This is a genomic window from Massilia sp. LC238, from assembly GCF_000735635.1.
In the GTDB taxonomy this organism is placed as follows: domain Bacteria; phylum Pseudomonadota; class Gammaproteobacteria; order Burkholderiales; family Burkholderiaceae_D; genus Telluria; species Telluria varians.
Genome location: NZ_JNNN01000030.1, coordinates 72,253 through 91,736 on the forward strand (window position 1 = coordinate 72,253; position 19,484 = coordinate 91,736).

Annotated in this window: 17 protein-coding genes; 6 read left to right on the top strand and 11 right to left on the bottom strand. The window is 67.6% G+C overall.

The window, feature by feature from the left end; genetic code table 11:
- The first annotated feature begins 9 nt into the window (after positions 1-9).
- Positions 10-411: a hypothetical protein gene (locus FG94_RS25860; protein WP_051996284.1), complete on the top strand. Its 402-nt coding sequence runs from the start codon at positions 10-12 to the stop codon at positions 409-411.
- On the opposite strand, the gene FG94_RS06285 is transcribed toward FG94_RS25860, so the two are convergent.
- Complete coding sequence (locus FG94_RS06285) at positions 408-1,313, bottom strand: LysR family transcriptional regulator (protein ID WP_036208576.1); 906 nt, start codon at positions 1,311-1,313, stop codon at positions 408-410. The two genes, FG94_RS25860 and FG94_RS06285, sit on opposite strands and share 4 nt — an antisense overlap.
- A 92-nt stretch (positions 1,314-1,405) precedes the next feature.
- On the opposite strand from FG94_RS06285, the gene FG94_RS06290 reads away from it, so the two are divergent.
- Entirely contained in the window at positions 1,406-2,407 is a 1,002-nt protein-coding gene (locus FG94_RS06290) for a sodium-dependent bicarbonate transport family permease (protein ID WP_036208580.1), read from the top strand.
- Between the two features lie 3 nt (positions 2,408-2,410).
- Here FG94_RS06290 and FG94_RS06295 read toward each other — a convergent pair whose 3' ends face one another.
- On the bottom strand, positions 2,411-2,608 hold the full coding sequence (locus FG94_RS06295; RefSeq protein ID WP_051996322.1) for a hypothetical protein: 198 nt from the start codon (positions 2,606-2,608) through the stop codon (positions 2,411-2,413).
- Between the two features lie 121 nt (positions 2,609-2,729).
- On the opposite strand from FG94_RS06295, the gene FG94_RS06300 reads away from it, so the two are divergent.
- Positions 2,730-3,251, top strand: a complete 522-nt coding sequence (locus FG94_RS06300) for a hypothetical protein (RefSeq protein WP_036208585.1) — start codon at positions 2,730-2,732, stop codon at positions 3,249-3,251.
- A gap of 162 nt (positions 3,252-3,413) precedes the next feature.
- Here the strand turns inward: FG94_RS06300 and FG94_RS06305 are convergent, their stop codons facing one another.
- The 5 genes from FG94_RS06305 to FG94_RS06325 all read right to left on the bottom strand — a co-directional run bounded on the left by FG94_RS06305 (position 3,414) and on the right by FG94_RS06325 (position 10,354).
- Positions 3,414-6,236: an ATP-binding protein gene (locus FG94_RS06305; RefSeq protein ID WP_036208588.1), complete on the bottom strand. Its 2,823-nt coding sequence runs from the start codon at positions 6,234-6,236 to the stop codon at positions 3,414-3,416.
- Between the two features lie 8 nt (positions 6,237-6,244).
- The gene (locus FG94_RS06310) at positions 6,245-6,964 is read right to left on the bottom strand and encodes a hypothetical protein (protein ID WP_036208591.1); all 720 of its coding nucleotides are present in this window, start codon (positions 6,962-6,964) and stop codon (positions 6,245-6,247) included.
- The gene (locus FG94_RS06315; RefSeq protein ID WP_036208594.1) at positions 6,957-8,327 is read right to left on the bottom strand and encodes a hypothetical protein; all 1,371 of its coding nucleotides are present in this window, start codon (positions 8,325-8,327) and stop codon (positions 6,957-6,959) included. The genes FG94_RS06310 and FG94_RS06315 overlap by 8 nt, the downstream gene beginning before the upstream one ends.
- Before the next feature lie 165 nt (positions 8,328-8,492).
- Positions 8,493-9,245, bottom strand: coding sequence for a DUF3108 domain-containing protein (locus FG94_RS06320; RefSeq protein ID WP_036208597.1), 753 nt, complete (start codon positions 9,243-9,245; stop codon positions 8,493-8,495).
- Between the two features lie 2 nt (positions 9,246-9,247).
- A complete protein-coding gene (locus FG94_RS06325; RefSeq protein ID WP_036208601.1) occupies positions 9,248-10,354 on the bottom strand; it encodes a DUF3108 domain-containing protein in 1,107 nt (368 codons plus the stop codon).
- A gap of 123 nt (positions 10,355-10,477) precedes the next feature.
- On the opposite strand from FG94_RS06325, the gene FG94_RS27120 reads away from it, so the two are divergent.
- Positions 10,478-11,185 (top strand): PhaM family polyhydroxyalkanoate granule multifunctional regulatory protein, encoded by a 708-nt coding sequence (locus tag FG94_RS27120; RefSeq protein WP_051996285.1) that lies wholly within the window; start codon positions 10,478-10,480, stop codon positions 11,183-11,185.
- Between the two features lies 1 nt (position 11,186).
- Positions 11,187-11,600 carry a GFA family protein gene (locus tag FG94_RS06335; protein ID WP_036208603.1) on the top strand — a complete coding sequence of 138 codons (414 nt, stop codon included), beginning with the start codon at positions 11,187-11,189 and terminating at the stop codon, positions 11,598-11,600.
- Here FG94_RS06335 and FG94_RS06340 read toward each other — a convergent pair.
- Positions 11,578-11,877 (bottom strand): hypothetical protein, encoded by a 300-nt coding sequence (locus tag FG94_RS06340; protein ID WP_036208605.1) that lies wholly within the window; start codon positions 11,875-11,877, stop codon positions 11,578-11,580. The genes FG94_RS06335 and FG94_RS06340 overlap by 23 nt on opposite strands.
- A 163-nt stretch (positions 11,878-12,040) precedes the next feature.
- On the opposite strand from FG94_RS06340, the gene FG94_RS06345 reads away from it, so the two are divergent.
- Complete coding sequence (locus tag FG94_RS06345; RefSeq protein ID WP_081925845.1) at positions 12,041-15,124, top strand: patatin-like phospholipase family protein; 3,084 nt, start codon at positions 12,041-12,043, stop codon at positions 15,122-15,124.
- Positions 15,125-15,302: 178 nt separating this feature from the next.
- Here the strand turns inward: FG94_RS06345 and FG94_RS06350 are convergent, their stop codons facing one another.
- The 3 genes from FG94_RS06350 to mnmC all read right to left on the bottom strand — a co-directional run bounded on the left by FG94_RS06350 (position 15,303) and on the right by mnmC (position 19,484).
- Entirely contained in the window at positions 15,303-17,018 is a 1,716-nt protein-coding gene (locus FG94_RS06350; RefSeq protein WP_036208609.1) for a tetratricopeptide repeat protein, read from the bottom strand.
- Positions 17,015-17,716, bottom strand: coding sequence for a sensor histidine kinase KdpD (locus FG94_RS06355; protein ID WP_036208612.1), 702 nt, complete (start codon positions 17,714-17,716; stop codon positions 17,015-17,017). Before FG94_RS06355 ends, FG94_RS06350 begins: the two co-directional genes overlap by 4 nt.
- Positions 17,717-17,819: 103 nt before the next feature.
- A complete protein-coding gene (gene mnmC, locus FG94_RS06360) occupies positions 17,820-19,484 on the bottom strand; it encodes an FAD-dependent 5-carboxymethylaminomethyl-2-thiouridine(34) oxidoreductase MnmC (RefSeq protein ID WP_036208616.1) in 1,665 nt (554 codons plus the stop codon).

The window sequence follows — 19,484 nt, forward strand, 5'->3', positions numbered from 1 at the left end:
GGGGACACGATGACGGAACAACTTGTATATCCCCTGCTGCTGATGCTTGCCAGCCTCGACAGCCCAGCCCAGGCCCAGCCCCGGGCGCCGGTCCAGGCCCAGACCCAGCAGCAGATCCCGCGCGTCTACCAGGGAGAATGGAACATGCGCGTGAAGGACTGCGGCACCTCGCGCAACGACTCCACGCTGCGCCTTCGCCCCGACAGCATCGCCTATTTCGAAAGCACGGGGCCGGTAAAGACCGCGGTCACGCGCGGCAAGGAACTGGTCCTGGTTGCTGAACTGCAGGGTGAAGGTGAAACACGGCTGCATGCCGCGCACTTCCAGTTGTCGCGCAACGGACGTACGCTCACTGACGTCACGAGCACCCCGCCCCTGGTCCGCTACCGCTGTCCGGCGCGGCGCAACTAGGATTTCCGGACTTCCGCCTGGCCGGCATGCTCGAGATGATGCAGGAAGGCGGTGGCGACTGGCGACAGCCTCTTCCCTTTCCGGTACAGCGTCCACCAGTTCGACTGCACGGGAAAGCCCTCGACCGGAAGCGTGACAAGCTGCTCTTCTTCTGGCCGCTCGCCCAGCGCATGGCGTGAAATGACACCCAGACCCAGGCTGGCCGCCACTGCCTGCTTGATCGCTTCGTTGCTGCCCAGCTCCATGCGTATGTCTGCCCGAAAACCCAGCGCCCTGAAATGCCTGTCACAGGCGAGCCGGGTGCCGGATCCTTTTTCACGGAGAATGAAGCGCAGCGGCCCCAGCTCGGCCAGTGCGATACGCTCGCGCCCGACCAGCGGATGCGACGCGGAAGCGATCACGTCGAGAGGGTTGGCCAGGAAGGCGTGGCGCTCGAGCTCCAGGTCGCTTGGTGGCATCGACATGATGTAGAGGTCGTCGAGATTCTCGTGCAGGCGCCTGAGCACGCCATCGCGGTTGAGCACTTCGAGCGCGATGTCGATGTCCGGAAAAGCGGCGCAGAAGGTTCCGAGAAGACGGGGCACGAAGTATTTCGCCGTACTGACCACCGACAGCCGCAGGCGGCCGCGGGTCATGCCCTGGATGCCGTCCATGTGCTGCTCGAAGGCCGTCCACTCGTCCATCATGGCGCGCGCCGTGCGCGCCAGGGCCTCCCCGGCCGCGGTCAGGTACAAGCGCTTGCCGACCTGCTCGTAGAGCGGCATGCCGATCCCCTCGGCCAGTTCGCGCAACTGCATCGACGCGGTCGGCTGGGTCACGTGGCAGGCACGGGCGGCCGCCGTCACGCTCAAGTGTTCGGCAAAGGCAAGAAAGAGGCGCAGCTGGCGAAAGGTCGCGTTCATAGAGATTTATCTATACCACGCATCATAATAATCGATTTTTCTTTATTGCCGTGAGCGCTTAGGATGCAGGACCTTCTGTTGAGTCCGAACACATGAACAACTTCCTCGATCCTGCCATCCTGTTTTTTGCCTTCGGCATCCTGGCCGGCTGCGTGAAATCAAACCTCGAGATCCCCCAGCCGATCGCGCGCTTCCTGTCGCTCTACCTCCTGATGGCGCTCGGCCTGAAAGGCGGTTTCGCCCTCGCGCAAACCGGCCTCACCGCCGAAGTCGCGGCCAGCCTGGGCGCCGCCGTACTGCTGGCGGTCGCGATTCCGCTGGCCGCCTATCCCTTGCTGAAGCGCTTCGTGTCCGGTTTCGACGCGGCCGCGGTCGCGGCCACCTACGGTTCGGTCAGCGCGGTCACCTTCATCACGGCGACCCAATACCTGGACGTCCACCAGATCGCCTATGGCGGGCACATGGCGGCGGCAATGGCCCTGATGGAATCGCCCGCCATCGTGATCGCCGTGGTGCTGGCCAATTCCTTGCGCCAGGCCGGAGTGCCGGCCGTGCAGCCGGGTGCGAACGGCACGGCCACGCTGGGAGCGCCGGGCCCGCGCGTCGGCCTGGGGAAAATCCTGCACGAATCCTTTACCGACGGCACCCAGCTGCTGCTGATCGGCGCCATGGCCGTGGGCATCCTGACGGGCGAGGCCGGCAAGGCGGCCATGGCGCCGTTCTCGATCGACCTGTTCAAGGGCATGCTGGCCTTCTTCCTGCTCGACATGGGCTTGCACACCGCACGCAACCTGGGCAAGCTGCGCGGCCAGTCGCGCTGGCTGCTGGCCTACGCGGCCGCTGCGCCGGTCGTGCATGCCGGCCTTGCCCTGGGCCTGGCGGCCCTGCTCGGCCTGTCGGCGGGCAACGCGACCCTGCTGATGGTGCTGGCCGGCAGCGCCTCGTACATTGCCGTCCCGGCAGCGCTGCGTTATGCGATCCCGGAAGCCAACCCGTCCGTGTACTTCAGCATGTCGCTCGGGGTCACCTTCCCCCTGAACATCCTGCTGGGCATTCCCGCCTATGCCTGGCTGGCCGGCGCGTTGCTGGGATAAGGCTCAGGAGAACAGGCTCGGCTTGGGGTCGGGCACCGGCTCCTCCTCGCCCTGCGGCAGATGGGGGTGACCGGGCTGGTGGTGCGGATGGGGCGTGTCGAAAGGATCGGGCGCCGGTTCCTCGATCGGGGCCGGGTCCGGTGCGCGGTGCGCCTGTACAGGAAACCGGGCAGGAACATTCGCGAACAGCTCTGCATTCATGGCGGGAATCTCCTCGTCAAAGCGGAGCGGACACCTTACCATGATGGCCCGCAGGCCGCCGTTTGCTGCCTCTCGCGTGCGAGGCGGCTACAATGGCAGGCTTGAACCAACTCATCGCGCCATGCAAGAACTTTCGATCACCACCCTCGCCCTGCTCGTCCTGACCCCGTTGCTGGTCTGGCGCGTCTACAACCGCATCAAGGCCCGCATGGTCCGCCAGCGCTCGATCGTCTCGCGCCACTACACCGGCGTACTGGTGTTCGGCGCCATGATCCTGGTGCCGCTGGCGCAGCTGTTCGACCGCCCGACCCACCTGGCTGCGCTGCTGGCCGGTGCGGCCTTCGGCCTCGGCTGGGGCCACTACGCCCTGAAGCGCACCCGCTTCGAGGACACCGCACAGGGCTACTACTTCACCCCGCCGGCGCAGCTGGGCATCCTGTTCGCGATGATCCTGGTGGCGCGCATCCTCTACCTCGGGGTCGAGATCTATGCCAACCAGGGCAAAGGTATCCCGGCGCCGAAGCTGACGGACGACATGCTGACCATGCTGTGCGTGGGGCTGACCGCGGGCTATTTCGGACGCTACTCTGCCGGCCTGTTGCTGTGGCGGCGCAAGCTGCGCAAGGCGATCGACGCCGAATGAAAAATGGGGCCATCGGCCCCATTCTTTTGAAGATTGGGGTCAGGTCTGACATTTAGACACGAGCTCGAGCATTACTTCGATTGTATTGCTCAGTCCGTGTCCGAATGTCAGACCTGACCCCGGAGTTCGAATGAGAAATGGGGCCATCGGCCCCATTCGTTTTTACGCGGCCTTCGCCTCGTCCTTCCTTCGCTGCAGCACGAAGATCGGCTGCGCCCATTGCACGTCCTTCTTCTTCTTGCTGGTGATCAAGGTCAGCTCCGACGGATCGTACACGTCGGTGTTGTGCGTCAGCGGCGTGGTCATCAGGTACTGGGCGTCGGTGTTCTTCAGGAACTCGCCGACCAGCTGGATGTTGCGGATGTCCAGGTGGGCGAACGGTTCGTCGATGAACACGAAGCCGCCCGAGCCTTCTTCCGACTTCAGCAGGCCGATCAAGAGCACCAGCGACTTCATCACCTGCTGGCCGCCGGAGGCTTCGCCGTCATTCATGCCGATCTGGTCCTTGCCGTCGAACTTGAAGCGCACGTGCAGGCCGGCCTGGGCAAGTTGCACGTCGTCGTTCTCCAGGCGCACCGGATCGGCCTGGACGTCGATGCCCGCCAGCTCGCCCAGCTCCTTGATGTTCTTGGAGTAGGTCTTGATGGTGTAGCGCAGGCGCTCGATGTAGGCGCCGCGCGCGTTGGCGGTGGCCTCGATCGCGCGGTTGTTCTGGTAGCGGCGCTCCTCGGTCTCGCTCTGGCGGCCCGACAGCTGGTCGTTCAGGCGCGCGTACTGGTCGATGACGGTGTTGTCCTGTTCCCAGTCGTCGCGCGCCAGGGCGTGCTCCAGCGAGGACAGGCGCAGGTTGACCTGGTGCGCGTTCTGGTGCTTGGCAACCAGGGCGCCGCGCCAGCCGGCGTTCTTCCAGTTCTTCGGCAGGTCGCGCCAGCCCTTGCGCAATGCCAGCAGGGCTTTCGCATGCTCGGTGCGCTGCTCGATGGTACGGCGGTTGTTCAGGCGCATGCCCGCTTCCGCTTCGGACAGGGCCATGCGCGCGTTCTGCCACACGGTGTCGGCACGGGTGCGCGCCACCGTCGCGTTCTTGGTCAGCATCGACAGCTCGCCCAGGCGCGCGCCTACTTCCAGGCGCTCGGCCTTGAGCGGCTGCAGTGCGCGCGTGGCTTCCTCGAACTCGGCCTGGCGCGCCGCCAGTTCCTTGGCAGCGTCGACGCCGGCGATGCGGCCCTTCAGCGCACCCACTTCGGCCGCCAGCTTGCTGATGGCGAGAGTCAGCGCGTCTTCCTGCGCTTCCAGGGCCGGGAGCGACTTCTGGATCGCTTCCAGGCGCTGGGTCTTGCCGGCGGAACCGAAGCGGTAGCGCGAAGGTTCCACGAACAGCGAACGGCCGCCGCGGCGTTCGCGGTGGTAGGCGTCCGGGGTGATCCATTCGTCGCAATCCGACTTGAAGCCGGCGTCCACCGAATCGACGCGCTCGATGCGTTCCAGCTGGTCGATCAGCCAGCCCGGCGCCTTGCCGGAGAAACGCACCACCGACAGCAGGCTGGCGTCCTTGACCACCGGCGCCTCGACGCAATCGGGCACGATGAAGTGGCGATAGCGCTCCTTCTCGGCCAGGCGGTAGGCCGCCGGCGCATCCTTGGCTTTCTCCAGCAGCACCACCGAGGCGTAACCGCCCAGCACACCCTCGACCGCGCCCTGCCATTTCGGATCGGTCACTTCCACGATGTCCGACAGCATGGCGTGGGGAATGCCCTCGTCGCGCAGCGCACGGCGCATCTGGCGCTGGGCTTCCGGCTCCGGCATCGCGCTCTTGCCCTGCAGCGCCGAGATGGTGGCCAGCTCGCCGGCGATTTTTGCGGCGATGTTGTCGCGCTGCTGCTTTTGCTTGGCGAGTTCCGCTTCTTTTTCGTTCAGCTGGTTGGCGACTTCCGCCAGGTCGGCGCCTGCGTCCGCGGCCAGCTTCTGCAGGCGCTCCTTCTGTTCCAGCAGGCTTTCCAGCGGCTTGAGCTTCTGGTTGACCTGGGTGAGGCGGCTCGCCAGCTCGGTGGCTTCCTGCTCCAGCTGGGTTTCCTGCTTCTGCGCTTCCGTCAGGGCACGCTGCTGGGCTGCCAGCTGCTGGCGCTTCTCGGCCAGGATCGAATCGGCGGCAAGCAGCGGCTTGCGCGCTTCCTTGAGATTGCGGCTGATGGTGGCCGCCTTTTCACGGGCCTCGTGGTATTCGAGGGCCGGCAGCACGTCTTCCTGCAGCTCGCGCTTTTCCTTGTGCAGGTCTTCCCACTGGTGGTAGTTGGCCACGCGCAGGCGCAAGCCTTCCAGGTTGATGCGCGAGGTTTCCAGTTCCGCCTCGAAGCGCTTCAGTTCCGTCTCGGTGTCGCGCTGGTGGCGCTTGGCTTCGTCGTAGGCGTCCAGCACTTCCTTGTCGCCGAAGACCTGGAACACCAGGTCCAGCAGCTGGCGCGGCGCGTATTCGCACAGTTTATCGGTCTCGCCCTGCTCCAGCGCCAGCACCTTCGACATGGCCGGCGACAGGCCGGCCGAGGCCAGGCGCTTCTTGTAGTTCTCCACGCCCAGCCAGTCGGTGGCGTCGGTGACTTCCTCGATCTCGACGTTCCCCGGACGCATCAGGTACTGGCGCTTCCAGTCGCCGCCGTTCTTCTGCACCTGGCAGAATAGGGTCACCTCGTCGTCGGCGAAGAAGCCGGAATGACGGAACGGACGGTTCGACAGCTGGCGGCCAGACGGCTTGTTGTCGACCACGGCGCGCAGCCAGGCGCTCTGCTGGCCCGAGTGGCGCGCATAGTGTTTATAGGTGCGGCCCATCGAGCAGTCCAGGCCGAACAGGGTGCGCAGGGCGTCGAGCAGCGTGGTCTTGCCGGAACCGTTCTGGCCGGCGATCGTGATGATCTTGGCGTCCAGCGGGATGTTCTTGATCCGCTGCCAGTAATCCCAGTGGACCAGTTCGAGTGATTTGATGTGGAACATGGGCTATCTCAGTTCGGGCTCAGTTGGGTGGCATCGGCGGCGTCGGTTGCAGCGTCGGCCACTTCGTCGTTGGCGGCTTCGATCTTGCGCGGGGCCGCGGCCAGCGGCGCGCGCTTGAACACGTCGGCCAGGGCGCCGTTGATGATGCGTTCCTTCAGCAGGTCGGTGTCCATCATCAGGTCCAGCAGCGGGCCTTCCAGGATCACGTCGCCGCGGCGCTCGATGAAGCCGAGCTTGGAGAGCACGCCCAGGTTCATGTCCATGCGGGTCTTCTTGCCCAGCTTGTCGCCGAAGTCGGACAGCAGCGCGGTATAGGAGATGCCGATCGAGGTATCCTCGGCGCGCGGGATCGGCGTGTCCTGCCCGAACATGTCGGTCTGGTCGTCCGCCACCGTGACGTGGGTTTCCTGGCGCTCGCGCTTGGGCAGGATGATCTGCGCCCACAGCACCACCAGGAGGGCCACGCCGTCGCGGGTCAGGCCGAAGTTGTTGTTCTGCCAGATGTCCTTGGCGCCGAAGATCTTCGGCTCGACGTTGCGGTGCAGGGCGATCGTCACGTGGTCGGCGTAGACGTTGTCGAGCAGCTTCAGGCCGGATTCCAGCAGGCGCTTGTCGACTTCGATGCGGAAGGCTTCGTCCGACAGCGCGCGCTTGACCATCTTGTCGTCGCGGCGCAGGGTCTGGTGCGTCAGCAGGCGCGCGATCAGGATTTGTGCGTCGTCATTCATCGGGTGTTCCGCTTTCAAGATTCAGTGAGAGGGAGGCGATCGACATCGCCGCCACTTCCGGGTCGTCGAGCTGGATCATCTCGTCCGTCGGTTCGAATTTCACGGGCAGGCGCGCCAGCTCGGCGGTCGCGCCCTGCAGGCTGGCCTCGGATGCATCGCCCAGCAGCGGCAGCAGCGAGGCGCGGTAGGACGCCACGGCGAAGCTGGCCGGCAGCAGCGACTCGTGCAGCGCCACCTTCTTCGGGCCGCTGTCCGAGAACTCGGGGAAGTTGCCGAGGTTGGCGAAGTCGGCCAGCTTGTTGATCCAGTCGTTCAGCTCCGCCTGCATCGCCGGGTTGTCGTTGACCGTCAAGGGCGCGTCGGTGCCGGTCGGCAGGCCCTTGGGGCCGGTCGAGACCACGCGCTCGAGCAGCAGCTCGGTCTCGGCCACGTCGATCATCTCGGCCGGGGTGCCGAACAGCGGCACCACCGGGCGGTCGATCGCCTCCTCGGCCAGGCTGGCCAGGTCTTCGTGGGCCAGCAGCCAGCGTTTCACGTCGGTGGTCGACAGGCCGGACTGGCCCAGGTGCACGCGCTGGCGCTCGATCTGGTTCAGGGCGCGCGAGAACATGCCCTGCATGTTCAAGAGCGCGCTCTGGGCGCGGCCGATGGCCTGCGCCGCCTTGTGGGTGGCGGAATCGGCGGCGGGATCCTGGGTAATCGCCCGCAGGATGACGGAACCCTTCTCGACCCAGTCGCAGGCCATGTGCCACTTCGCCTGCGAGGTGCGCAGGCGGAATTCGGAACCGGAGGCGATGGCGTCGCGGAACTCCTCGGTCAGTTCCACCAGGCGGCCCAGCAGGTGGCGCAGCTGCTCCACGGTGACCCCGCCCACGGCCTGGGCGCCGGCCACCTGCGACAGCAGGAAGCCCATCTCGGCATCGTCTTCTTCCGGTTTGCCCAGCGCGATCAGGGTGTCGAGCGCGGACAGCACGTTGCGCGCCAGCGGCGTGATGCGGTAGACGGCGCTGGGACCGTCCCAGGCCAGCAGGCCGTGGCCGCGCAGGCGGTTCAGGACCGTCTCCAGGCTTTCCGCGGTCAGGTAGGCCAGCTTGTTGTTGATGTCGGCGCGCGAAAAGCTTGACGCGCCGGTATCGCTGGCCAGCTCGCGCAGCACCAGCAGGCGCACCAGCACGCCGTCCTGGGTGCCGTGGAATAGCGCCGTGAAGGCCGACAGCATGGGCTGGGCGCGCTTGAGGTGGTAAACCTGCTCGATCTCGTCGGGCGCGACGCCGTTCTGGAAGTGCGCCTGCAGCGGGTCGTCTTCCAGGGGTGTCGAAAGGGATTCTACGGCGAGCGCCGCGCTGCCAAGGTGGTCGATCATATAAGTACCGTTCTCTGGCGCGGACAGGCTCAACCGGTCCGCGGGGGCGCCAGTATAACAGTTTAGGATCGGCAACTAGCTTCCGCGGGGGCCCCTGATTGCAGGAAAGACACACCCATCCATTGCCTTGAAAACAAGGCAATATTGTGCTTTGTGAAATCCAGTTTACGGTTTTGTCACAGTTTTCAGCGTCTGTTCGATCTGTTCCTTGTCGCCGTCCGCATAGCGCAGCTTGACCGGATACCACTCGTGCTGCGGCGCCAGCCAGACCTCCAGCACCTGGTCCTTCTTGTCCGCCACCGGCTGGCGCGACACCAGCACGGCCTCGACCTCGCCCAGGCCGGTCTGCACTTTTTCGCGCTTGATCACCTTGAACACCCAGGTTTCCGCATCGCGGCGGCCGGCCACGAAAAAGGGCCATTCGCTGCCCGGCTTGAAGCGCTCGCCGGCGCCGCGCGCCACGGCGGCCAGCTGCCAGGTGATCGACACCCGGTCCTGTTCGCCGCCCTTGAGCGGATAGACCTGCTTGCTTTCGCTGAAGCGCAGCGCGCGCGCCTCGCGGTCGAAGGTAGCCGTGGTCGGGTCCTTGCGCATGCGCTTTTCGGTGAATTCGGCAGGGGCCAGGCCGAAGGCGTCGATCGTGCCGCTGCTGCGGTCATGGGTGATGGTGCCCAGCACCGGCACCTTGGATTCGGCGCTCACGGCGTATTTGCCGTCTCCGGCGCGCCAGGTGACGATGGCCTCGCCTTTCAGGCCGAAGCCGCGCTGGCGGGCCTGCAGTTCATAGTGCAGATCGGCCGAGGGCGGCAGTTCGAACTTGCGCTTGATGGCGGCCGGGGCATCCTGTGCGCCGGCAGTGCCCAGGGTGAGCGCCAGCAGCAGGCCGCAGCCGGCGTGTCGTAGGGCAGAATGTTGCATATCTAGAATCCTGGTTGGGTCATGGCGATGTCGTTCGCCGTTTGTGTGGTTACCGCGCCGTTGGCTTCGCTGCTGCGGATCTGCACCGGCAGCCAGCCATGCGCGGGCGAGAGCCAGATGTCCAGCCGCGATTTGTACGAGCCCGGTTTCGGCGGGCGCGTAATGCGCACGGTCTGCAGGCGGCCGAGCGGGGTGTCGATTTCCTCCGGTCCCACGACCTTGAAGGTGTACACAGCGCCAAAGCGTTCTTCGCCGACAAAGATGTCGATGTCGCCGCTCAGCTGGGCCTGGTCGCCGCGCGCGATGGCCGCCAGCTGCAGCGGCACCGTGGCCTTGTCCTGCGCCCCGGGCTGCAAGGCATAGTTGCCCTCGGAGGCCGAGAAGGTCAGCTTGTTGCCGGGCCAGTCGAAATGGGTCGCGGTGAGCGAACGGCCGCGGCGCTTTTCCGTCATTTTCACCGGCGCCAGGCCGGTGTTGCCGAGATGGCCTTCGCTGGTGAGCACCGCCAGGTTCACCCGTGCGAACACGATCTTGATGCCGGCCTCGAAGCGCATCCGGTAAGACTGGTCGTTGCGCTTCCAGGACAGCAGGGCCTGGCCACTCCATGTCGTGCCGTCGGCATCGGTGCGCGCCACCTTGTAGCTGAGCTCGGCCGGCGGCGGCACGTCCACCTTGTAGCGGCGCATCGTGTGCACGATAGGCGCCGGGCCAGGGTCGGGTTCGGCCGGAGCGGGTTCGGCGGCAGCAGCGACCTGCGGCGCCGGAGCGGGCTCGGCGGGAAGCGTGGTCGCCTGCGCCGGTGGACCGGGTCGCACCGGCTCGCCCACCACGTCCTCCGTCACCGTAATCGTGGGCAGCGGTACGAAGTCCGGCAGGGGCGGCTGCATCAGCTTCGGCGCCGGCGGCGGCACGGGCTCGGCCACCGGCGTTTCAAACGGCGCCGGCGGCAGCAGCTGCGCCAGCGTGATCGCAGCCTCGCCCTCACGTCCCGGCAGCGCGATGCCCTGCGTGCCCGCGGTGAGCCAGCCCAGCACCAGCCAGTGCAGCAGCACGATGAGCGTGCCCAGCACCAGGGCGCGCAGCCGCTGAGGAGGAAAAGCGGAACTCATGCCGCTAGTGTAGCCTGAGCGCAGCCGGGGTGCAGGGGCGCGGCACATTGGGCCCTTTGCGGTACCAGCTTTGTCGCGTGTTATTTATCTGCTACGCTTAGGTGTCTACCCAAGGAGAAAACGATGCTCAAGCCGCCCAATGCTGCCGGAATGCCCGATACGCTCGAATTCGTGAAAAACCTCTGGGGAAGCATGAACATCCCCGGCGTCGGCATGCCGGGCATGACCGGCTCCAGCCTGTCCGTGGACGAACTGGACAAGAAGATCGCCGACCTCAAGGCGGTCGAATCCTGGCTCAACCTGAACCTGGGCATGCTACGCGGAACCATCCAGGCGCTCGAAGTCCAGCGCGGCACCCTTGCCACCCTGAAAGCAATGGGCGACAGCATGGCGCAGGCCATGCAGCGCGCCGGCAGCGACCCGGCCATGGCGGCGCCCTTCACGCAGTTCTTTGCGCAGCAGGCCGGCGGCGCCCCGACACCTCCCCCGCCGCCGGCGCCGGAGCCGAAGGCCGACGCTTCTTCCGGCCAGGCGGAATCGGCAGCCCAGTCGGCCGCGAACAGCGCCATGCCGGCTGCGGTCGCGTGGTGGAATTTGTTGCAGGATCAATTCCGCCAGGCAGTCAGCAGCGCCATGCCGGCAGCCGGCGCCACCCCGGAAGCGCCCTCCGGCGGCAACGATGGTGCGGCAAACCCGCCCCCGGCCGAACCGAAAGCGCGCGGCGGCTCGCCGCTGGACGTGTCCGGCGGCGCGGAGCCGGCGGCGCCTGCCAGCCCGGGCGGTTCCGGCCGGGTGGGCCGCAATCCGCGCGTCAAAGCCGACAAGGGCTGAGATGGATGTCAGCGGCGGCTGCCTGTGCGGCGACGTGCGGCTGCTGGCCTCGGGGCGGCCGCACCGGGTAGGCCTGTGCCACTGCCTCGACTGCCGCAAGCACCACGGCGCCCTGTTCTACGCCGCCGCGATCTTCCCGCAGGATGCGGTAACGGTCAGCGGCGACACCCGCGATTATTGCGGCCGCCACTTCTGTCCGCGCTGCGGGTCCTCGGTGTTCGCGCGCAGCGGGGACGAGATCGAGGTGCACCTGGGCACGCTCGATGCGCCGGACCAGTTGATGCCGACCTACGAGAACTGGACCGTACGGCGCGAGTCCTGGTTGCCGCCGTTTCCGCTCGACAAACACTACCTGCGCAATCGCGAGGCTTGCGGCCCTGTGGAGGATTCCCTCAACGATCCTTCAGGCGCGTGAGGCCGGCAGAAATCCAGACCACGGCGGCCAGGATGGAAATAATGGTCGGGAACAGGAGCGGCACGGCGAGTTCCGGCCGCGTCTCGACGATATAGGCACATCCGGCACTCACGGCCACGGGAAGGAGCAGCCGCGGCGCCGCATAGCGGTTGATGCGGACGATCGATGCCTGCCCATCGTAGTCGACGAAATTCAGGATCCTGCGCTTCGGTACGAAATAGAGCAAGGCGGCGATGCCCAGGAAGAGCACGCCGATGAACAGGTAGATGTTGGCCATGAGCTTTCCATATTTCACATCATTGCTTTTACCATAAGCAAGATTACCAGACTTACTGGAGGGCGCACTCTTGATCTATTCGGTAGCGTCCGCTTACCTGGCGTGCTGAACTGGACTCAGCGGGACCGGTTTCCGATCCCGCCCCTCATCAAGAGGAGTGCCCGTGTCCTCGTTCGACCCAGCCAGCCTGGTTCCGGCGCAAATCGCCGACCTGCGCCGCAAACTGGAAGCAGCCGGCTGCCGCCCGCCGGCCCATGCCTGCACGCTGGGTGAGCTGGCCGAGGCGATCGTCGAATTCCGCCGGCGCGAAGGCATCGCCGGACGCGGCGTGCTCGACGACGCAACCCTGCAGCGCCTCGACGAAGTCAGCGGCGCGACCTTCCAGGACGTGTTCCGCGACGAACTCGAGCTGCTGCACCCGGACCCCGACGCCGCACCGGGCGCCGACCTTGCCGCCCGCGCCCACAAGGCCGGGATGGTCGGGCTGGCGCTGTCCGGCGGCGGCGTGCGCAGCGCCACCTTCGGCCTCGGCGTGCTGCAGGCACTGGCGAACCAGCGGCTGCTGCGCCACCTCGACTACCTGTCGACCGTTTCCGGCGGCGGCTTCATCGGCGGCTGGCTGTCCAAGTGCATCCACGAACAGGGCGGCGACGTGCGCAAGGTCGAGGAGATGCTAGCGCCAGGGGGGACAAATGCAGCCGGCCGCGCCGAGGCGCCGGCGATCCGCTTCCTGCGCCAGTACTGCAACTACCTGTCGCCGCGCGGCGGCATGTTCAGCGCCGACACCTGGACCCTGATCGGCACCTATGCCCGCAACACCGGCCTGAACCTGACGATGCTGGTGGCCTGGCTGTGCGCCCTGCTCCTATTGCCGCGCGCCGCCGTGTGGGCCGTGCACCGTATCGTCGACCCCGGCGGACCGTGGGCCGTGTATGCCGACCTGTGCTGGATGGCCGGTGTGCTGCTGTTCCTGTTCGCCGTGTTCTGCATCGCCCTGAGCGTCTCCAGCAAGCCCACCGGCTCGCGCGGGCGGCGCCGCTTCCCGCTGTCGCAGGGCGCGGTGCTGTGGTGGATCAACCTGCCGCTGCTGCTGGCGGGCTTCCTCGGCAGCCTGGGCCTGTGGCGGCACGGCGGCGAAACGCCCTTCTGGGAATGGACTGCGCTGCCGGCGCAGCTGGCGGGACGCGCCCACTGGCTGCTGGCGCCCGGCTTCGCCTACTTCGTGGTGTGGGCCTGCGGCTGGTACCTGGCGCACGACCGCACCAGCATCTACCGGCGCGCCGGCTACGTGGTGTGCGGCGCATTCATCGTGGCCGTACTGGCGGTGCTGTGCGCGGCGGCGCGCACCTTCGCCCCCGAAACGATGATGCGCTTCATGGCACGCGAGACCTGCGACCTGCTGGTCAACGGCCTGCTGGCCTTGTTCGTGGTGCTGCTAATGGTGGCCACCGCCCTCGCCGTGGTGCCGCGCCTGCTGCATCCGCATCCGCCATCGGCCGACCTGACGCGCGCCGAGATGTTCGAGGGCCTGTCGCACCTGGCCTGCGCCCTCGGCGCCCTCGGGATCGGCACCTTGCTGCTGCTGGCCGGGCTGTCGCTGCTGCCCGCCCCGAAGACGCACCCGGTGCTGAACAACGCGATCGCCCTGACCACCTTCGGCATGCCGCTGATGATGGCGCTGTTCGCCGGCACCATGACGCTGATGATCGGCCTGATCGGCCGCCTGTACAGCGACGCCAGCCGCGAATGGTGGAGCCGCCAGGGCGCCTGGACCTGGATCTTCGCGCTCGCCTGGGTCTCGATGTTCGGCGTCTCCTTCTTCCTGGCCCCCTTGCTGCACTGGGCCTGGCTGACCCAGAACGTGTGGTCGCACATCACTACTGCGGCCAGCTGGCTGCTCGTGACCTGGTTCGGCCTGAAGGCCGGCAGCGGCAGCCGGACCGGCACCTGGGCCGGCAGCCTGCGCGCGGGCGACACGCGCTTCGAGGTGGCGGCGCGGATCGCGCCCTACGTGTTCACCGCCGGCGTGTTCGCCCTGCTGAGCGCACTGGTGCAGGCGGCGGTGGCGCCGCCGCGCATCGCCTGCCCCGAGCCGATCACGCTGACCTGCGTCTATGGCGCACATGCCAACGCCACCCTGGCCACCAGCGGCAGCCGGCTGGCCTGGGCCTTCGCGCTCTTCCTGGGCGCCGCGCTGCTGCTCGGCTGGCGCGTCGACATCAACAAGTTCTCGCTCTACATGCTGTACCGGAACCGCCTGGTGCGCGCCTACTTCGGCGCCAGCAGCCGTGCGCGCAAGCCCCACCCCTTCACCGGCTTCGATCCCGGCGACGACCCGCTGCTGGCCGACCTGAAGCAGCAGCGCCCCTGCCACATCATCAATACCTCGCTCAACCTGGTCGGCGGCGAAGAGCTGGCCTGGCGCACCCGCAAGGCGGCCTCGTTCACCTTCACGCCGCGCTACTGCGGCTTCGAACTGCCGGCCGGATCGGTGGAAAGCGCCGCGGTGCACGGCGTGGCCGGCAGCGCGCAGTCGCTGGACGCCGCGCGCGGCTGCTACCGCCCTACCGGCGCCTACGGCGCGCGCTCGGGCGCCGGGGCCGACGACGATGCCGGCGTGCGGCTCGGGATGGCGGTCGCGGTGTCCGGCGCGGCGGCCAGCCCGAACATGGGCGCGCACTCTTCGCCGCCGCTGAACTTCCTGATGACGATGTTCAACGTGCGCCTGGGGCGCTGGTGTCCCAATCCGCGCAAGGCGGCCTGGCAGCAGTCCTCGCCGCGCGTCGGCCTGTTCAGCCTGCTGGCCGAGCTGTTCGGCCTGACCAATGCCGACGCCACCTACGTCTACCTGTCCGACGGCGGGCATTTCGACAACCTCGGCATCTACGAACTGGTGCGGCGGCGCTGCCGCCTGATCATCGCGGTGGACGTGGCCAGCGACGGGGCGCTGGCCTTCGCGGACCTCGGCAATGCGATCCGCAAGGTCGGCACCGACCTGCACGTGCGCATCGACCTCGACGTCTCGAAACTGGCGCAACTGGACGGCGGCCTGTGCGGCGCCAGCTGCGCGGTCGGCACGGTGCGCTACAGCCAGGTGGACCAGGGCGGCGTGGACGGCACGCTGCTGTACATCAAGCCGGCCATCGTCGGCCGCGAGAACGCCGACCTGCTCAACTACCGCAAGGTGCACCCCGCCTATCCGCACGAAAGCTCGGTGGACCAGTGGTTCGACGAGACCCAGTTTTAGAGCTACCGGGCGCTGGGGCAGTACATCGGCGAGTGCGCGCTGGACGGCGCGGTGGAAGCGGCGCGCGCGCGCGATGGGGGGCTCGATGTCGCGGTATTGTGCGCGGAGCTGGCGCGGCGGCACGGCAATGCCGCGCAGGGACAGCGTTGCGAAGACGTGCGGGGAAACTGGCGCTGACTCAGGCGGCGGCAGCCTGGCCGGCGGCAGCCGGGCCGGCCGCCTCCTGTGCAGCGTCCTCTTCCACCTTCGGCACCAGCGCCATCAACTGCTCCATCAGCTGGGCAAAGCGCTGCTGCCCGGGCTGCACCCGGTCGACGTGGGCCAGCACCCCGTGCGCTTCTTCCATCAGCTCGGCGCTGTAGCCGCGCTGCTGCATGTGCGAGATCAGGATCTGCGCCGAGTTGAACAGGATGCGCACGTTGTGCGGCAGCGCTGCCCTGGCATTGCGCATCCACTCGACCGCTTGCGGCAGCTTGCCGGTCTTCCACAGCAGCACGCCCTGGTTCATCAGGTCGATCGCTTCCTTGCGCGCGCCGCGGATCAGCTTTTCGCCCTCCTCGCCCATGCGCGCCTTCTCGAAGATCTGCTGCACCTCGTCCTGCAGGAAGCTGTTGTCATGGTTGTTGCGGATCACGTAGCACAGCAGGTCGACCGGCGCTTCCTTGACGCCCACCGCGAACAGCAGGATCGCCATCTCGAGGCAGGTCGGCACGTCGGGCCGTTCCCCGGTCGACTGCAGCAGCGCTTCCAGCTCGTCGCCGGCCTTGCGCGCGCGGCGGTAGTCGCCGCTCTCGTGGTACACCAGGCCTTCGGTGATCTTGGTGCGCAGTTCCATGTCCGGATGGTCGGCGCCGAACTCGCGCTGCGCCGCGATCAGGAGTTGCAGCGCCTCCTTCGGATCGTTCTTCAGGCCGCACACGCGCGCCAGTCCCAGATAGGCGTCCGGCGTCTTGCGGATCGAGTACTCGCCGATCGAGATGCACTTGCGGAAGGCCTTCTCGGCCATGCCGACGTTGCCCAGCTTCAGGCTGGCCTGGCCGAGGTTGCGCTGGCGCGGCACGGAATTCGGCGACAGCTTGGCCGCGCGCTCCAGCACGTTCAGCGCTTCCTCGTGCTTGCCCATTTTTTGCCAGGCCAGCGCCAGCTGGTCGTAGGCATCGATGTAGTAGCGGTTCTCGGCGATCACGGTCTGGAACATCTGGCGCGCCTGCTCATAGTCGCCGTCCGCCATGCGGATCTTGGCCAGGCCGGAGCGCGCCCACTGGTACTCGCGCTGCGCCAGCACGCGCTCGTAGGTCTCGCGCGCCTTGCCCGGCTCGCCGCTTTTCTCCATCAGGCGCGCCTTCATGCGCAGCAGGTCGATCTCGTGCGCCTTGCTCAGCGCGATCTGCTCGTCGCACAGGCGGGCGGCGCGCAGGTAGTCCTTCTCGGCATAGGCCTGGTCGATCAGGCTGAACACCTGCTTCTTGCGCCACACCCGGTTCAGGCGGCTGAGCAGCACGCCTTCGGTGATCGGCTTGACCAGGTAGGCGTCCGGCTGGTGCTCGGCCGCCCCCATCACCGACTCCACGCTCTTCTCGGCCGACACCATCAGGAACACGCTCGAGGGCAGCAGCAGGTTGCGCATGCGCGCTTCTTCCAGCACCTGCTGGCCGTTCTTGCCCTCGCCGAGGTTGAAGTCGCACAGCACCACGTCGTAGCGGGTCTTGTTGAGCAGGCCCATGGCCTCGCCGCCGCTGGAGGCCTGGTCGATGTTGCGCGCCCCCAGGCTGCGCAAGGCTTCGCGCAGCAGCTGGCGCACGCCGATGAAGTCGTCGACCACGAGGTAGGTCTTGGACGCCCAGTCCACCTGTTCGGCGCTCGGCGCCGCCACGGCGTTGATCACGGCGTTCATGGCAGGGTCAGGATGAAGCAGCCGCCGCCCAGCCGGCCGCCGTTCTCGAGGCGCACGGCGCCGCTGCGCTCGCGGTGGCGGTGCATGCGCGCGACTTCACGCGAGAAATGCAGGCCCAGGCCGGCGCTGTTGGTCAGGAAGTTGACGCCGGCCGCCATGCCGTTCATGGCCGCGCTCCCCGCCTCGAGCAGCGTGGCCGGAAAACCCGCGCCATTGTCTTCGACGCGGATCTCGAGCCAGCCATCGCGCTCGCGCGCGCTCAGGAAGATGCGGTCGCGCGTGTAGTGCACGGCGTTGTTGACGGCATGCGAGACCACGCCGACGATCAGGTCCTCGTCGAAGTGCCAGACCAGCTCGGGATCGACGTCGAGCTCCAGCGCGATGCCGCGCGACTCCAGCAGCACCCGTTCGAGGGCGACCACCTGCTCGGCCAGCTGGCCGACTTCGAGCGGCTGCACGTCGAAGGGATACTCCGGCGTGCCGACGTGCTTGTACAGCGCCAGCAGCTGCATCAGGTTGTCGTTCAGGCGGCGCGTCTGGTACAGCATCTGCGCCATTTGCGGATAGGCCTTCTCGGTCTCGGGCGAGGCGTCGTCGAGCAAGCGCTCGAGCGTGCCGGACAGGACGCTGATCGAATTCTTCATGTCGTGCGCAGTCGACGCGAGGAACATGGACAGGGGCGAGTGTGGGTCTTCCATCGAATTGGCCGGCTTCCAGCCTAAAAATTACCGTAAGTCAATTATACCGCCGGCGATTTGACACTTTCTGGCGGAATGTAACTTATTGCGCTAACGCAACACGTTACTCATCCGCCAAAACGGGTCCACGTGGCGCCCGGCGAGACCGCAGGACGAAGCGCGCCGGGTCGAGCGCATCGACCAGACTGGTCTCCAGCGGCAGCGGTTCGCCTTCGAGCTGGGCCGCCAGCAGTTCCGCCGCCAGCGGCGCCCAGATCAGGCCGCGCGAGGCATAGCCGAGCAGCGCATGCAGGCCGGGGTGGCGCGGCACGTCGCGCAGGCGCTCGGTCCTGCCTGCGGCGCCGAAGTCCGGCAGGCGGCCGACCAGCGGCAGGCGGTCCGGCGCCACGCAGCGGAAGCCCACGCGGCCGGCCAGCGGCGCCCCTGCGGCAGCCAGCGGGTCGGACACCAGGCCGCGCAGGCGCTCGAGGTTCTCTTCGTGGCTCGACAGGCGCAGCTGCGGGTCGGCGTCGAGGTCGTAGGTGGCGCCGGCGCAGGCGATGCCGCCGGCCGCCGGGGTCAGGTAGGCTTCGCGGCACAGCACCAGGGGCAAGGCGGGCAGGCTGCCGCTGTCCAGGTGACTGACCTGCCCGCGCAGGGCCGCCAGCGGCAGCTCGCGCGATTGCGCCAGGCTGCGCGCGCCGGCGCCGCTCGCCAGCACCACGGTCGGCGCCTGCGCGACCACGGCACCGTCCGCGGCGCGCGCCAGCCATTCGTCGCCGCTGCGTTCCAGGGCGATGCTGCCGGCGCCGAAGCGGCGCACCAGCCGCTCGCCGCAGGACTGCAGCATCGCCTCGCACACGCTGCCGGGACGGGCCCAGCCGCCCTGCGGGAACAGCCAGCCACCGCTTGGTGCCGGCAGTCCGAGCAAGGCCTCGGCTTCGGGAGCCTCGAGCCAGCGCGCGAAATCCGCCGGGTAATGCGCCTCGCGCGCGATGGCGCGCGAGACCTCGGCGTGGCCAGGGTCGCGCGCCAATTGCAGCACGCCGCAGGCCTGCCCTTCGATGGCGCCGCCGATGCCGCCCAGCTTGCGCCAGGCGCGCAGCGCATACAGGTAGGCGGCGCGGGTCAGGCGGGTCGGGATATTGTCGTCGCGCGACAGCAGCGGCATGAAGATGCCGGCCAGGTTGCCCGATGCTTCCATCGCCGGCGCCGGGTGGCGCTCGACCAGGGTGACCTGCCAGCCGCGCGCACACAGGCTGGCGCAGGCGGCGGAGCCGGCCAGCCCTGCGCCGATGACCAGGGCGCGCTTGTGCGCTTGCGGCAGCAGCGGCGGCAGCGGCAGGCGCGGCTTGCGGCTGGCAAAGACCGCACGCCTGCCGTCATCGTCAAAGACGAAACCCTGCGCCTGCAGCGCCGCACGCTGCTCGTCCACCAGTCCATCGGCTTCCAGCTGCGCCCCACTCGCTGCGATGCGCGCCAATGGCCGCGCGAAAGCGGCGCCGGCGACTTCTTGCAGGAAAAAATAATCAGGCTGCGCGCCCAGCTGCGCCAGCGCCGCATCAAGCGGCGCGGCAAGCAGGGTCAGCGTCAGCCGCGGGTCGTCCTGCGGAATGCGGTGAAAGCCCGGCAGCAGGCCATCGGAAAGGGCCACGACGTGCAGCCGCGCGGGAGCGTCGGGGTCGGCGCGCCAGGCCTCCTGCACCGCACGCACCCGGGCGCCATCGCCGTAGTGCGTGTCGAACACGGTGTAGCGTTCGCGGCTGCGCCAGTGTGCGCGCAGGTCCAC

Excerpts from the sequence above, each read along its gene's own strand:
- FG94_RS25860 (WP_051996284.1), top strand. The coding sequence starts at position 10 with ATGACGGAACAACTTGTATATCCCCTGCTGCTGATGCTTGCCAGCCTC.
- FG94_RS06285 (WP_036208576.1), bottom strand. The coding sequence starts at position 1,313 with ATGAACGCGACCTTTCGCCAGCTGCGCCTCTTTCTTGCCTTTGCCGAA.
- FG94_RS06290 (WP_036208580.1), top strand. The coding sequence starts at position 1,406 with ATGAACAACTTCCTCGATCCTGCCATCCTGTTTTTTGCCTTCGGCATC.
- FG94_RS06295 (WP_051996322.1), bottom strand. The coding sequence starts at position 2,608 with ATGAATGCAGAGCTGTTCGCGAATGTTCCTGCCCGGTTTCCTGTACAG.
- FG94_RS06300 (WP_036208585.1), top strand. The coding sequence starts at position 2,730 with ATGCAAGAACTTTCGATCACCACCCTCGCCCTGCTCGTCCTGACCCCG.
- FG94_RS06305 (WP_036208588.1), bottom strand. The coding sequence starts at position 6,236 with ATGTTCCACATCAAATCACTCGAACTGGTCCACTGGGATTACTGGCAG.
- FG94_RS06310 (WP_036208591.1), bottom strand. The coding sequence starts at position 6,964 with ATGAATGACGACGCACAAATCCTGATCGCGCGCCTGCTGACGCACCAG.
- FG94_RS06315 (WP_036208594.1), bottom strand. The coding sequence starts at position 8,327 with ATGATCGACCACCTTGGCAGCGCGGCGCTCGCCGTAGAATCCCTTTCG.
- FG94_RS06320 (WP_036208597.1), bottom strand. The coding sequence starts at position 9,245 with ATGCAACATTCTGCCCTACGACACGCCGGCTGCGGCCTGCTGCTGGCG.
- FG94_RS06325 (WP_036208601.1), bottom strand. The coding sequence starts at position 10,354 with ATGAGTTCCGCTTTTCCTCCTCAGCGGCTGCGCGCCCTGGTGCTGGGC.
- FG94_RS27120 (WP_051996285.1), top strand. The coding sequence starts at position 10,478 with ATGCTCAAGCCGCCCAATGCTGCCGGAATGCCCGATACGCTCGAATTC.
- FG94_RS06335 (WP_036208603.1), top strand. The coding sequence starts at position 11,187 with ATGGATGTCAGCGGCGGCTGCCTGTGCGGCGACGTGCGGCTGCTGGCC.
- FG94_RS06340 (WP_036208605.1), bottom strand. The coding sequence starts at position 11,877 with ATGGCCAACATCTACCTGTTCATCGGCGTGCTCTTCCTGGGCATCGCC.
- FG94_RS06350 (WP_036208609.1), bottom strand. The coding sequence starts at position 17,018 with ATGAACGCCGTGATCAACGCCGTGGCGGCGCCGAGCGCCGAACAGGTG.
- FG94_RS06355 (WP_036208612.1), bottom strand. The coding sequence starts at position 17,716 with ATGGAAGACCCACACTCGCCCCTGTCCATGTTCCTCGCGTCGACTGCG.